This is a genomic window from Corallococcus terminator, assembly GCF_049194865.1.
GTDB classification, from domain to species: domain Bacteria; phylum Myxococcota; class Myxococcia; order Myxococcales; family Myxococcaceae; genus Myxococcus; species Myxococcus terminator_A.
On sequence record NZ_JBLZWL010000029.1, the window covers coordinates 197172 to 211100 of the forward strand.

9 protein-coding genes are annotated in these 13929 nt (G+C 68.7%); 6 read left to right on the forward strand and 3 right to left on the reverse strand.

All coding sequences use genetic code 11. The annotated features are described in order from the left end of the window. Nucleotides 1–50: 50 nt before the first annotated feature. The 3 genes from ACN469_RS12035 to ACN469_RS12045 are packed head-to-tail and all read right to left on the reverse strand — an operon-like array spanning nucleotide 51 to nucleotide 4819. Nucleotides 51–890 carry a hypothetical protein gene (locus ACN469_RS12035; protein ID WP_498767274.1) on the reverse strand — a complete coding sequence of 280 codons (840 nt, stop codon included), beginning with the start codon at nucleotides 888–890 and terminating at the stop codon, nucleotides 51–53. Then, the gene (locus ACN469_RS12040) at nucleotides 887–3487 is read right to left on the reverse strand and encodes an exonuclease/endonuclease/phosphatase family protein (protein ID WP_498767276.1); all 2601 of its coding nucleotides are present in this window, start codon (nucleotides 3485–3487) and stop codon (nucleotides 887–889) included. Before ACN469_RS12040 ends, ACN469_RS12035 begins: the two co-directional genes overlap by 4 nt. A 60-nt stretch (nucleotides 3488–3547) precedes the next feature. Beyond that, nucleotides 3548–4819 carry a DEAD/DEAH box helicase gene (locus tag ACN469_RS12045; protein ID WP_498767278.1) on the reverse strand — a complete coding sequence of 424 codons (1272 nt, stop codon included), beginning with the start codon at nucleotides 4817–4819 and terminating at the stop codon, nucleotides 3548–3550. 225 nt (nucleotides 4820–5044) lie between these two features. Here ACN469_RS12045 and ACN469_RS12050 point away from each other — a divergent pair, with 225 nt between their 5' ends. The 6 genes from ACN469_RS12050 to ACN469_RS12075 all read left to right on the forward strand — a co-directional run. Further along, nucleotides 5045–5569, forward strand: a complete 525-nt coding sequence (locus ACN469_RS12050) for an RNA polymerase sigma factor (RefSeq protein WP_498767280.1) — start codon at nucleotides 5045–5047, stop codon at nucleotides 5567–5569. A 2-nt stretch (nucleotides 5570–5571) separates the two neighbouring features. Further along, nucleotides 5572–6255 carry a hypothetical protein gene (locus ACN469_RS12055; RefSeq protein WP_498767282.1) on the forward strand — a complete coding sequence of 228 codons (684 nt, stop codon included), beginning with the start codon at nucleotides 5572–5574 and terminating at the stop codon, nucleotides 6253–6255. Nucleotides 6256–6368: 113 nt separating this feature from the next. Beyond that, entirely contained in the window at nucleotides 6369–7004 is a 636-nt protein-coding gene (locus tag ACN469_RS12060; RefSeq protein ID WP_498767284.1) for a hypothetical protein, read from the forward strand. Between the two features lie 144 nt (nucleotides 7005–7148). Next, the gene (locus tag ACN469_RS12065; RefSeq protein ID WP_498767286.1) at nucleotides 7149–10838 is read left to right on the forward strand and encodes an AsmA family protein; all 3690 of its coding nucleotides are present in this window, start codon (nucleotides 7149–7151) and stop codon (nucleotides 10836–10838) included. Then, the gene (locus ACN469_RS12070; RefSeq protein ID WP_498767288.1) at nucleotides 10835–11374 is read left to right on the forward strand and encodes a DUF1318 domain-containing protein; all 540 of its coding nucleotides are present in this window, start codon (nucleotides 10835–10837) and stop codon (nucleotides 11372–11374) included. Before ACN469_RS12065 ends, ACN469_RS12070 begins: the two co-directional genes overlap by 4 nt. Further along, a partial coding sequence (locus tag ACN469_RS12075) for a TolB family protein (RefSeq protein ID WP_498767290.1) occupies nucleotides 11368–13929 on the forward strand: 2562 nt, incomplete at its 3' end. The genes ACN469_RS12070 and ACN469_RS12075, both read left to right, overlap by 7 nt.

A 13929-nucleotide genomic window follows, 5' to 3' on the forward strand; every position in this document is an offset into this window, starting at 1 on the left:
GGCCTTCCAGCGGCCCACCCCATGGCCTCGGGGTGGGCCGGGTGATGACGTCAGGGCGCGGGTGCCGCCGACTGGTTCACCAGCACATCGTGGAAGTATGCATTCACATACCCCAGCGGACTGGGACTGCCGCTCCCGCAGGAGGGCAGGGCGTGAGTCACGACCAGCTCCTTGTTGGCGATGCCGGGAGCCAGGGTGTCCGTGACGGTGTAGGCGCCGTACACCTCGGGCTGGCTGTCGCGCTGGAACACGAAGCGGTCATTCGCCGCGTCCCACTGGACTCGCAAGCGGGCCTGCTCGCCCTGGTGAATCAGGCCCAGGTCCGCCGTGAAGAGCGAGCTGCGCCCCGTGCACGACGCGTCCCTGCACCGCTCGATGTTGGCCTCCACTCGCAGGTCCTGCGAGCCCAGCGGGTCCGTGGACCGGGAGACGATGCGGATGGACGCGGTGATGTCATCCTTCGCGCTGGCCCGGCTGGGCGTGGCGGCGTTGAAGAAGTGGCCGGACAGCTCCGCCGTTCCCTGAGAGACCCCGACACCCGGCGCCGCGCACCCCGTGCTCCGGGCGTTGTTCACGCGGACCTTCGCCTCGATGGCCGTCACCACCGACGACTGGGTGAAGCGCAGGCCGTAGCGTCCCGTGCCCGTGTTGGACCGGCTCATGAGCCGCAGGCGGGTGAAGGCCAGCTCACGAAGGGCCTGCTGACGGCTCCCCGTCTCTCCGTGGGCCCACCGTGCCGCGTCGATGCCGCGCACCTTCGTCGCGCGAGGCGGGTTGGACTCCGACGGATTGAAGTTGTCGTACGGCACCATCGGCTCGACGGCGTGGGCGATACCCGTGCCCCCGAGGAGCAGCGCGAGCACTGCGTACTTCAGATTCATTGCGCTCATGGGGACTCGAGCTCCTTCAGTTGGATGTAGTGCCGCACCCGGGCGTTGTCGCCCGTGTCCAGGTCCTTGCCCTCGGTCTCCAGGGACATGCCGTTCTCGAAGCCATTGAGGAAGCTCCCCATCATCTCGAGCCCGTTGAGCCAATCATTGGCATTCGTCTCGCCCTTCACCCGGAGGACCAGGCCCGACGCCGCGAAGAAGCTGAAGTGGCCGTCCCGCTCGTCCACCGCCGTTCCGGCGCCACCCTCGGGGATGGAGTCGTAGTGGTCATTGGGGCCGGTATCCTCCTCCCAGATGGCGGAGGTCATGTTCACCACCCCCGTGAAGTTGGCGGGCAGGTCCGGGAACTGCGTGGGATTGTCCGGCCCGGTCCGCACCTGCCAGTTCGGGTAGATGGTCTGGTCCTCGACGATGGTCAGGAAGGCGTTCTCCCGGAAGAAGCCATTCGCCGTCATGTGCACTCGGGGCGTGAACCAGTCCGCGCAGCAGCCGCTCTCCGTCTCCAAGTCCGTCACCTGCTTCACCGCGTACTCCATCCGGTGCGGCTTGGCGGGGTTGTACTTCACGACATCCTTCACCCGCGTCAAGGCCACGCTCACGTCCACCATCGCGTGGTCCGACAGGCATTGCTGGAAGAGCTGCGGCTGCGGCGGGCTCGCGATGAGGATGCCGGAGTCAGGGTCGAAGTGCGGCTTGACGTCCGCCGTGGGCTCCTTGAGCAGCGCGTAGGTGGGGAACGCCAGCGTGTCCTCGGCAGGAAACACCAGCACGTAGTCGAGCCGGTCCTTGGAACCCAGCTCGTCCGTCACCAGGTCCGTGCACTGGCTGCTCAGCCACGTTCCGGTCGCCATCGGGTCCGGGCCGGACGAGGTGCGCGCCAGGTCGCGAGCCTCGGAGAAGAGGCTGTTGGCCTTCTCGAACTCAGTGCGCTGGTTGATGGCCAGGAAGCTGGGGCCCACCATGTCTTGATAGGCCGGGAAGTTGGAGTCGGGCTGGGTGGCCTTGGGCCCCAGGGTGTTCATGTCCCCGAGCAGGAAGGCGGGGCGGTCCATGCCGCTCGGCCACGTCCCTTGGGGGAAGATGTCGTCGTCGCCGAGCAGGTACGGGAAGGTGTTTTCGTGCAGGGGCCCGCCCTTCCGCACCTGCTGGACATAGGCCTTGATGTCGAAGAGCTGGTCCTCGCGGGCATCGGTGTCGGGGCCGGGGACGTTCTCCCCCGCGTTGACGTGGGTGCAGAACACGTCCACGAACTCGCCGTAGTCCGTCGCCGTGGCGACCCTGGGCGCGCCGGTATCATCATTGACGACGACGGGCGTGGTCGCGGCGGGGGTGGCGATGCGCGCCCAGATGACGCCCTTGTCCTGGAGGCAGTCGGAGCCGGTGCACATGTGCGAGGGAAAGTGGTGCACGCCTCCCTCCAGAATCTGCCGTGAGGACAGCAGCACGAGGCCCGTGCTTTCCGTGGCCAGCTTGAAGACGTCGTCGTTCAGCTCCGTGACGGCCTGCATGGGAGGCAGCGCCTCGATGGCGCGCAGCGCGTTGACCTTCTCGACGAGCTCGCCGCGCTCATGGGACATCCAGATTTCGGAGATGCAGGCGACCTCCTTCCTGAAGATCTTGGCGGCGACGGTGTCGATTTCCCCTGAGCCACCGTCGCTGACCCAGAAGGTCGCGTCAGGCATCTGCCCCACGTTCCACATCGTGAAGCTGAGAGGGATGGAGACGGGCTCCTTGAGCTCGAGCGTCTCCCAGGTCGAGGGGATGAAGTCGACGGGCGACTGGTTCTTCACGTTGGGGAAGATGCCGCCTCCCACCCGCTGCGTGGCGCCGGCCACCGAGAAGACGGTGCTCTGGATGCCGAGGCCCAGCTTGCGGACGAGGGCGGACAGCGGCTCGCTGCCGACGATGGGCGGCACGCTGCTGCGCAGCTTCACCGCGAACTCGATGTGCACGAGGGACGACTGGGCGCTCGGGGTCGACACCACTGCGGTGGTGGCCCAGGCCTGGTTGGGGGCCGTCAGCGCCGTCCAACCATTCGTGTTGTTGCCCATCCGCTGCGACAGCGTGGTGTTTCCGTTCGGACCGGTGGAGTAGCGGAGCTGGAGGTATCGGTCCTCGGAGCGGGGCTGGTTCGCCCCGGCGACCTGGTTGATGGTGGCGTCACGCTGGGCATCGAGCCAGACGTCGATGACGCCGGCCGCATCCAGGAAGGTCCCGTTGGCGTCCTTGGGCCGGGGCAGGCGCATGCCGATGAACAGCGTCTGCGAGAGGCAGGGGTTCGTCTGCACCGAGGGAATCCCGCCGGCCTTGGGCATTCCGAAGTTGCACTCTTCCGAGGTGTACTCGGCGTTGTCGCTGACGAGCAGGTACAGCTCGCCGTTGGGGCCGCCGTTCACATAGTCCTGCAGCGGGAACTTCTTGCCGTCCGCGTACTCCATCGGAGGGACCCAGCCGTCCACCGTGGGCTGGGCGCACGTCGAGCCGGGACTGCAGTGGACCGCTGCGTTCTGGGGAGGAAGCCTCGTAACGTGGGGCGCCGCCAGGGCCCAGGTGGGGATGAGACTGGCGAGAGCCAACAGGAATGCACCGCGTTGCATGAAACCTCCGGGTTGTGCCCCAGAGGAACGAAGGCGTTCGCGGATCTTCCCGCCTGTGTTTCACGCCCCTTTTATTTTGCGCGACGGCGGGCGGCTCGCGGCAGCCGCGGCGGCTTCGCGCAGCTTGTCCTTCTTGCTCTTGCGGTTCCCCTTCACTCCGCCATTCACGTCCAGGGGCGGGGTGGGGACATCGACGGGCTCGAACCCCGGGAGCTGCTCGCGGGGGAGGCGGAGCTGGTGGCGCCGCTCGATGAGCCGGAAGTGGGCCTGGGTGTCCGCGCTGATGAAGCTGAGCGCCGTGCCCGGCTCGCCCGCGCGACCCGTGCGGCCAATCCGGTGCAGGTAGTCCACGGGCGAGCGCGGCAGGTCGTAGTTCACGACCGCGGGCAACTGCACGATGTCGATGCCGCGCGCGGCGACATCCGTGGCGACGAGGACCTTCACGCGCTTCGCCTTGAAGTCCGCGAGCGCGCGCGTGCGTGCCCCCTGGCTGAGCTCCCCGTGCAGGGGCGCCGCGGTGATGCCGGCGCGGTTGAGCTTCATCGCGACGTGCTCCGACCCATACCGGCTGGCCACGAAGGTCAGCACGTGGGACCAGCCCTGAGTCTCCAGCAGGTGCCGCAGCAGCATCGTGCGCCGTCCCGCGTCCACCTCGATGGCGCGCTGGACGACGAGGTCCGCGCCGGGAAGGACTTCTGGCGGGATGTCGATGCGGGTGGGCTCGTGCAGCAGGTCCGCGGCGAGCTTTCCCACGGCGGGTGGGAAGGTGGCGGAGAACAATAGATTTTGGCGGCGCTTGGGGAGCAGGGCGAGCAGGCGCGTGAGCTCGTCGGCGAAGCCCAGGGAGAGGAGCTGGTCGGCCTCGTCCAGGACGAGGGTCTCCACGGTGGAGAGCCGGAGCGCGTTCTGGTCCACCAGGTCCAGCGCGCGGCCAGGGGTGGCCACGACGAGGTCGGCGCCTCCGCGCAGCGCCATCATCTGGGGATTCAGCGAGACGCCGCCGACCGCGAGGCACGTCTTCACTCGTCGGGCGAGATGTCGGCCGAGCTGCTCGACAGCCTCGGCGATTTGAGCGGCGAGCTCGCGGGTGGGCACGACGATGAGGGCGCGGGTTCGCCGGGGATTGCCGCCAGGACTCATGGCCAGGGACTCCAGGAGCGGCAGCACGAACGCGGCGGTCTTCCCCGAGCCTGTCGGTGCCGACGCCCACACGTCACCGCCCCGCAGCACCGCTGGAATCGCGGCGCGCTGCACGGGTGTCGGGTCGAGGCAGTCGAGGTCGCTCATCGCGCGGACGAGCGCGTCCGAGAGACCGAGGGAGGAGAAGGTCATGGCCGGGCACCCTATCCCACGGAGGGGGGCGCACCCGGCCTAAAGGGGTGGGGTGGCTCAGCGGCAGCCTCCCTGGCTGCCCGGGGCGTACCTCGGCGGGGGCGTGGCTCCGTCGGGGGGGCCGGGAAAAGGACAGGCCGGTGTGAGATTCCGCCCCCCTGGCGCGAACCATGGAGTGAAGGCGATGGACGCGTCACTCGCGCCCTCGCAACCTGTGGACCCGCGATGGCCGAACCCGACCGACATTCTCGCTTCCTCGCCCTCCTGGAGGCGCACCGGCGCATTCTCTACAAGGTGGCCCGCGTCTACGGCGGCCCCGGGGCGGAGCCAGACGACCTGGTCCAGGAGACCATCGCCCAGCTCTGGCAGTCGTTTCCCCGCTACGACGAGCGGCTCCGGTTCTCGACCTGGATGTACCGGGTGGCGCTCAACGTGGCCATCTCCTTCCAGCGGCGGGAGGGCACCCGGAAGCGACATCTCGCGCCCGAGAGCCAGGAGATGCTGGAGGTGGCTCGGGACGTGGAGGGGCCTCCGTCGGAGGACCTGGCGCTCCTGTACCAGTCCATCGCTCGGCTCGATGACCTGAGCAAGGCCCTGGCGATGTTGTACCTGGATGGCCACGGCCACGCGGACATCGCCGAGGTGCTCGGTATCAGCACCGCCAATGTCTCGACGCGCATCGGGCGCCTGAAGGAACGGCTGCGCGCCGACATGCAGGACCTCACCAACGACACGACGAAGGAGACCTGACGATGGAGCTCGATGACTTCCAGAAGTGCTGGCAGGCGAATGACGCGCGGCTGGACGAGGTGATCCGCCTCAACCGACGGTTGCTGCGCGCGACGGAGCTGGAGGGGACGCGAACGGCGATGGGGCGGCTGCGATGGTCGCTGGGGTTCGAGCTGGTGATGGGGCTGGTCAGCATGGTCGCGCTGGGAGCCTTCATCGCGGCGAACCAGCGCGAGCCCCGGTTCGTCGTGCCCGCGCTGCTGCTTCATGGGGTGGCGCTGGTCCTCACGGTCGTCTCGGGTGGACAGTTTCTTCGCGTGGGCTCGCTCGACTACTCCGCGCCCATCACGCAGTTGCAGGGCGGCGTGGAGTCACTGAGGGTGTCCACGGTCCGCACGACACAGTGGGTGCTGTGGTTGTCCCCGCTCTTGTGGACGCCGCTGCTCATCGTCGGGCTGCGAGGCATTGTCGGGGTGGATGCCTATCGGGCGCTGGGGACGGGCTATCTGGCGGCGAATGTGCTCTTCGGGCTCGTGTTCCTGACCCTCATGGTGCTGGGCAGTCGATGGCTCACGAAGCGACCCACGGGCGCCGCGTGGCTTCAGAGGCTGGCCCATGCTGTCGCCGGGACGAACCTGAACGTGGCGCGCGAGCAGCTCGCCCGCCTCGCGGCCTTCGAGGAGTCGCCGCGAGGCGCCGGGAAGTAGCGGCGCACCTCCTTTTCCACAGGCCGCCGACGTCGTGGATTATCGTCCCGCGTGCTCGGGCCGTTGGTGGACTCGGCAAGGAGGCCATGGTGGTGCCCAGGGAAGCCAGGTCGGTGCGGAAGGTTCAGATCATCGCCGTAGGGGTCGTGGTCGCCGGGTTCGTTGGCGCGGGCCTCGCGCCCCTGCTCATCCGTGCCCTGGGCGTCGGCAGGCTGCACGTCCTGACGGTCGGAGGCAGCGCGGTGGAGCTCGTCGTGGACGGGAAGCCGACGCCGGAGCTGAGCACGGACGGCGACCACCTCGTCTTCGAGGTCAGCCGTGGCCCGCACAAGGTGAAGCTGACGGACCCCACGTCCGGCACCGTCATCCTCTACTCCGTCGACGTCCCCTACGGCTTCGACGAGCTCCTCCTTCCGACGCGCGAGGACCAGTGCTTCCTCCGCTTCGACATGAAGGAGGCCGCCTACGGACGAAAGGGCGCCGATTCCGAGCGCGTGTCGCCGCGAGTGGCGGACCGGTATCTGAACACCAACGAGCCCATCAGCATCCCCGGCCGCACGTACTACACCTTCGATGAGCTGCCCGAAGAAGTCAGGTCCTCGGAGCAGGCCTTCCTGCTGCGCGACACGCCCTGCGACTTCGCGGGTGAAGGTGTCAACGAGGGGTTGCAGCAGATGGCGCTCTCAAAGCGCGCCGACGTGCTGTTCACGGACCCGGACTCGCTGCTCGTCCAAGACGAATCGGAGTAGCCGCACGGGGAATCCGGCACGTTTCGCCCCGGGGCCCGCCAGCGGCCCTCCGCTGCCTTCCTGCGCCTGCCCGCTTGCCTGCAACGGCTCCTCGACTTCGCCCAGGCTCCCGTCGATGATGGCCGCGCGCGTCAACCGAGCACCATGGACTCCCCTAGAGCTGAACGGCCGCGCCGGCGGTGGGCTCGAATCATCGCGGGCGTGCTCCTGATTCTCGTTGTGCTCCCCTCGCTCGTGCTCGTCACGGCGTGGGTTGCTTTGCACAACCTCGCCCACCCCTGGATGAAGCAGCGCATCCTCCCCCGGGTGGAAGCGGCCACGGGCCTGCAACTGGACTACCAGACCGCCCAGGTCGCCGTGCTGTCGGGGCTGCGACTGGAGGGGCTGGTGGTGCGGACTCCGGCGCCGTTTCAAGGCGTAGCGCCCGAGCTGCTGCGCGTCGGCACGCTGGAGGCGCGGTGGTCGCCGGGTTCACTCCTGAATGGGCCCACGCTGGTGGAGCAGGTGGCCGTGCGGGACGTCGCCTTCACCTTGGTGGCCGACGAGGCGGGGCCCACGTCCCTCACGGCCTTGCCGGAGCCGGCGACAACTCCCGAGCCGCAACCCGCTGAAGCGCCACTGGGAACCTCCCAGCAGCTCGCGGACTTCCTGGCTTCGGCGCCTCCCGTCGGGAAGGTCGAGGTGTCGGGCGTGTCGTTGAACTACGTCCGCGTCCGAAGCGGCGAGGTCGTGGACCGCTGGTCCTTGCGCGGGCTCGAGGCCGTGGTCGACCTGAAGGAACAGGACGGAGGATGGAAGGTCTTCGCGCGCCTGGGCGAGGCCGGGGCTCCGCTGCCCCTGGAGTTGAGCCGTGAAGGCTCCTCTGTTCCCACGGGCGTGGCCGCGCTGGAGCTGGTCCTGTCGGTGGAGGCGGGAGCCTCGGAAGCGCGCGCTCAGGTGGACCTGGATGTCACGCGGCAGACCTTCGACTCACGGTTCACCGTCGGCACGCTGCTGCACGGCGCAGTGTCCGCGCGGTTCGACACCGAGAAGCGACACACCGTCATCGAGCTGGAGCGCACCCGATTGACCGACAGCGCCCAGGTGGACGTCCTGGCGGTGCTGCCGGATGCGGCGGAGGTGCCCGTGGTCGTGACGCGGGCACTGGCCGATGTGGACCTGGGACGGCTTCTGCAAGCGGTCCCCGCCGAGTGGCGTCCGGTCTCCCTTGAACGCGGCAAGGCGCACCTGGACGCCCAGGACGTCACCTTGAGCGCGATGCCGAGCCTGGGCGCGCAGGGAAAGCTCGGGCTGGACGTCGACGTCACGTCGGTCCGGCTGGCCCAGGATGCGCTTCAGGTGGCGCTCGGGAGTGGCCGCATCTCGCTGGTCGCGACGCCTGATTCGAAGCAGGGGCTGTCCGCTCAGCTGGCCTTCGCGCTCCAGGGACTGGCGGTCGACGGGACCGCCACGCTGCGAGTTCCGAAGGCCCAGGGTGAACTGAAGGGACACCAGCTGCGACCGGAGCCCTCTTCACCGCTCATGGTCGCGGGGGATGCAACGCTGTCCGCCATGGTGGAGGCCCTGGACGTCAGTGCCTCGGGTGTCCGTGCGAAGGCAGAGCGTCTGGGCCTTCAGCTCCGAGCCCCGTTGGCCAGAGAGCCGCCCTTCGCATTGAGCGCGGATGTGCCCGTGGGGGCGCTCCAGGTGGTCATGGCGGATGGGCGCGAGGTGTTGAAGGGCCCCGTGCACCTGAAGCTGGATGCGTCGGAGGTGTTCCCGCTGCTCGACGAACCACGGCTCAGCCGGGCCCGAGCCCGCGTGACGCTCGATGTCGGCGCGGTCCACGCGTCCCTGGATGCCACCAAGGGCAAGGAAGACGTGGCATTCACCCTGTCCGCCCAGACTCCGGACCTCGCCATCGCACGGCCCTTCCTTCCCAACGAAGTCGCCGCGCGTCTCGGCTGGAAGGACCTGTCCGTGGACCTGACCTCCAAAGGAACGGCGACGGCGCTCTTCTCCCCCACGCCCCGTTGGGAGCACCGGACGGAGCTGCGCCTGCAGCGGCTCGCCTGGGACGACGTGACGGCCAGCACCATCGCCGTCGTGCTGAACTCGCGGGGAGATGTGTGGCGACACAAGGGAGAGCTGGACGTTCGAGTCGAAGGTCTGCGCGCGGGTGACCTCGAGGTGGGGACCCAGCACCAGTTCATGACGTTGGACGTCGACCGCGGGAAGCCAGCGTTTCGGCTGGTCGTCACCAGCAAGGAGGGGCTGAAGGGTGGGGCCGACGTCGCGCTGGCCTTCGACCGGAAGGCGCGTGCGCTTCGCGGTGATGTGACGGCGGACCTTCCTCCCCTCGGACCGCTGTCAAAGCTCCTGGCCCGGTTCCATGTGCCCGCGGCGGTGGATGCCTCGAAGTTCGCGCTGAAGCTCGACGTGCACGGCACCTTGTTCGGCGTCTTCAAGGACATCACCTCCGAGGGAGACGTGCGCCTGCTGCCGCTCCCGCTGCGGGGCGTGGGTTTCGAGGGGACGGCCGTGGTGGACGCGCTCGGCATCCGCTGGAGAGAGGATGCCCTGTCCCTCAACCTTCCCGCGCTGCACTGGCGAATCGAGTCGCACATCGATGGACCCCGCCGAAGTGTCCATGGCGACCTGACCGCGGAGAAACTCACGGTCGGCCTGCGGGACCGTCGGTTCTCCTTCGCCGACCTGTCCAGCGACACCACCTTCACCTTCACGGACCAGTGGGAGCTGGACGAAATCGTGGTGAAGCACGACCTGAAGGCGCGCACGCTCGAGCAGAAGCCAGCGCTGCCCTATCCGGTGCAGGACCTGGTGTTGTCGTTCACCGCGCTCCGCAAGGCCTCGGGGGTCATCCACGTCCCCGACCTGTTCCTGTCCAACGGGGGGACGAGCACGGAGCTGAAGGTCAAAGGCCGGCTCGACCTCAGTGAGGAGCGGCGACGCCTGGCGTTTCGAGGGGAGCTGGCGCAGGACCTGTCCAAGCTCGCGCAGCCCGGTAGACTCGAGAGCAGCGGCAAGGTCTCGGTCGAGTTCCGGGTGGCGTCTCCCGACCTCGTGGTCTTCCGGACCTTCTCCAGCCTGCTCCTCCAGAACGTGAACGTCCGACTGCCCGAGCAGGGAATCGCCGTCGATGCGCTCGATGGCAACGTCCCGCTCACGGAGAACGTCGAGTTCACCGAGGGGCAGGTGCGGCTGCTGAGCGACATCGACGTGAATCCGTATCCGATGCTTCGTTTCGCGGACCAGCACCCCTTGCTCTCGCGCAGCGGGTTCGTGTCGGCCGCCAGCATCACCACGCCGCAGGTCGCCATCGCGCCGCTGGCGGGCAACCTGGCCATCAACCAGCACGTGGTCTCCATGACCCAGTTGGAGATGGGCGTTCGCGGTGGGCGCATCACCGGACAGTGGCTGCTGGACTGGCAGGGGAATCAGTCCACGCTGGAGGCGCGCGTGCGAGCCACCGGCGTGAAGTCGTCCCGAGGAGAGCCCTTCGACGGCAACGCCGCCGTGGTCATCTCCGCCAAGGACCGCAGCATCAACGGCCGCGCGGAAATCCTGCGCATCGGCAACCGGCACCTGCTCGACCTGCTCGACCTGGAGGACCCTCGCCATGTGGACCCCGCGACCAACCGGGTCCGCTACGCCTTGAGCCTGGGTTATCCGGAGCACGTGCGAGTGAGCTTCAACCACGGCTTCGGCAGCCTGAGCATCACCATGGGCGGGCTGGCCAAGCTGCTCAGCATCAACGAAATCCGTGGCATCCCCATGGGCCCCATCGTCGATCAGCTCCTCAAATCCATCCCCCCTCTGGAGGCCGCGCCATGAAACTCCGCGAGTTGCTGCTGCTGGCCGCCCTCGCCGCTCCCGGGTGCATCAGCGCTCCGGAGATCGTCATGGTGGACCGCGCGACGGCGCTGGAGGAGCAGGCCTCGGGCTCGTTCAGGGACGTGGAGCAGCGCCTCGCGCGCGCGGGCATGAGCCCGACGCCAGTGCCGCTGACGCCCAACCAACTGGAGGAGCTGGGCATCCAGCCCACGCCCCTGGTCGAGAACATCGGCAGGACGCAGGCGGACCGCGTCGACGAGCTGCTGCGGCGGCACTGCGTGGGGGAGGGGAAGGATGGGCTCCTGGTGGACACCCGTCGCCGCTGTCTGGCCGGACGCATGACGTCCGATGACGTCGCGCTGATGGAGCGGGTGAACCGGGCCCGGCTCCAGCTCTGGAAGTGGATGCGGACCGTGCGCCCCGGCGTGCCCGAGGAGTCGCTGCGCCAGAGCTGGCACCAGGTCCACGCGGAGGGCGTCGTCTGCGGTGGCTGGGTGGAGGCCGCTGACGGCACCTGGGGAGAGAAGAAGTGCTGACGCCCCAGGGGCGGTGCCTCCTGGTCCTGGCCCTGCTCGTCGCGAGCGGAGCGCGGGCGCAGGATGACGAGAACGACGGCGGTGTGAGCATGCCGACACGGCTCACCGTAGGCGTGGGAGATCAGTTCCTGGGGCAGCTGGGGCCCGATGAGAACACGTTGATCTTCGCGTCCAACCGCAACATCGCGACCGAAATCTACACGCAGGACCTGGAGAAGGGCCGCGAGCGCCGCCTCTTCGATGAAGGCGCCGAAGTGACCTGGCCGCGCATCAGCCCTGATGGGAAGCGCCTGCTCTACATCTCGTTCCGGACCCAGGCTGGTGGCCAGCTGTGCGTGAGAGACCTGCCCGGCGCGGAGGAGCGCCGCTGCCTGGAGGAGGAAGCCAACGCGCTGCAAGCGGAGTGGATTGATTCCTCGCACATCGCGCTGGTGAGCCGGGCCACCATCCAGGGCGACCTGCGATTGTCGCGGGTGGCGCTGGGGAGCGAGTGGAGCGTGAAGCCGCTGCTCGAGCGCAACCTGACCAGTCCCACCCTTACGCCCGATGGGCGCTGGCTGGTGTACGTCCCTGTCGAGCGCTCCGTGAAGCAGGTGGGCCCTGGCTTCGCAGCGCGCGCCTCCACCCACCTGGAGGCGCTGCGATTGGACCGCCCCGGCGCGGCGCCCATCCCACTGGCGCTGGACCTCCCGGGGCAGACCGGGCAGCCGGTGTTCTCGCGCGACGGACGCTTCCTGTACGTGGTGCAGTTCTTCACCGACTCCAACGCGGATGGGGTGATTGACGCCAGCGACACCGGGGTGCTGTTCCGGGTGCCGTTCGCGACGGAGCGCGACGACGCGCCCGAGCAGGCCGCCGCAGCCAGTCCGAACCAGCTCACCAGCGTGTCCTGGAACTGCCAGTACCCGTCGCCCGCGTCCGCGTCCCTCATCGCGACTTGTTCCCGCGCGCAGTCGCTGGATGTGTATCAACTGCCGCTGGATGGCCAGGTTCCCAGCGCGTGGGATGTGCCTCGCCTCAACGAGGAGCTGCGCATGGTCGGCAGGCGCGCGGACCAGGTCCTGCTCTACCGCCACCGCCTGCTGCGCGAGGAGCGGCCGAAGGTGCGCCGCTTGTTGATGATGCGCCTGAGCCGGCTCCACCTGGCCTTCGAGGACTTCGGCGCGGCGGAGTTCTACGCCGACCAGATGCGCCGGGTGAGTGACCCCGCGACCCTGGGCCTGGAGGAGCCGCTGCGAATCCTCATCGACCACCGGCGCGCGATGAAGGACCGCGAGCGCGGTCGCATGGTGGAGGAGCTGAGCGACGCCGAGCGGAAGCGCATGGCCGCGCTGGCGCCCGCCGTCGCGCCCAGTCCGCCCACCGAGGTCTTCCAACACGTGGTGCGCAGTGAGCTGGCGGAGTCCGCTGGAGACTTCAAGCTGGCACGTCAGGAGCTGGAGTCAGCACAGGCACGGATTGTCGACACCACGCCCCGCGGGGTGCTGGAGGCCTGGTACGACCAGGCGGACGCGCTGTACCGCAAGCTCGACGACCGGGAGGCGCTGGTCGAAGCCGCCCGTCGGCTCTCCCTGCACAAGGTCTTCCCGGCGGATGACCAGCTCGACTTCGCTCGCGCCGCCGTCAGCGCCCTGTACCGGGGACGGCCCTATGCGGAGGCGGACGCGGCCATGGCCCAGGCCCTCGCCGAGGCCCCCGCGGGCTCCGCCTACGCGTTCGCCCTGGAGCTGGGGCGACACGTCAACGCGGTGCATGACGAGCGTCCCCCGCGTCCCGTGCGGGATGCGTTGATGGCGTTCTACCGTCAGCAGCAGGACCCCCTCCGTCGCCGCGCGGTGGTGCAGGACGCTGTCGAGCGTGCGTCGGGGCTCGGCGCGGATGGCGTGCTGGAGGCCCTGGCGACCGTCTATGTCGATGACGCCCCGGCGGGCACCGAGGAGCGTCGCCGGGCGGAGCGGTTGTTCCGCCGCGCGCTGATGGGCCGCGCCTATCGACGGCTGGCGAGGCAGCGCCAGGACGATGCCCGCGCCGACTTCGACCTCGTGACGAAGCGGACGGGCTTTCTGGAGAGCGCTGTCGAATCCGTGAACCTGCGCTTGCGCGCCGACGTCAGCCCCGAGGTCGTGGAGAAGGAGGTCACCACCACCTCGTCGAGCATGGCGAAACCGCTCGCGCACTTCGTGAAGGCCTACGTCATGGCGCGCCAGCTCCCCAAGCTGGAGGATGACAAGGCCCATGCCCTGGCGGTGAAGGCTGCCGTGCAGGAGCTGCGCAAGTCGTGGCCGGAGCTCAAGAACCAGCGCGCGGTGCAGGCCCTCCTGGGCGCCATCCACCACGAGGACTTCCTGCGCAGCCGGTCCCCCGCCGCCGCCGAGCGCGCCAACCGGCACTACATGGTCGCGCTGGACTTGATGCGCAACAACGTCCGCTACAAGGCGATGATTCTCGGCGCGTTGGGGACGCTGCACACCCAGGTCGGCAACTACCACATCGCCCTGGGCTACCTCGACCAGCGGGACAAGCTGCCCTACGTGGACAACTGGGCGGGGCTGGCC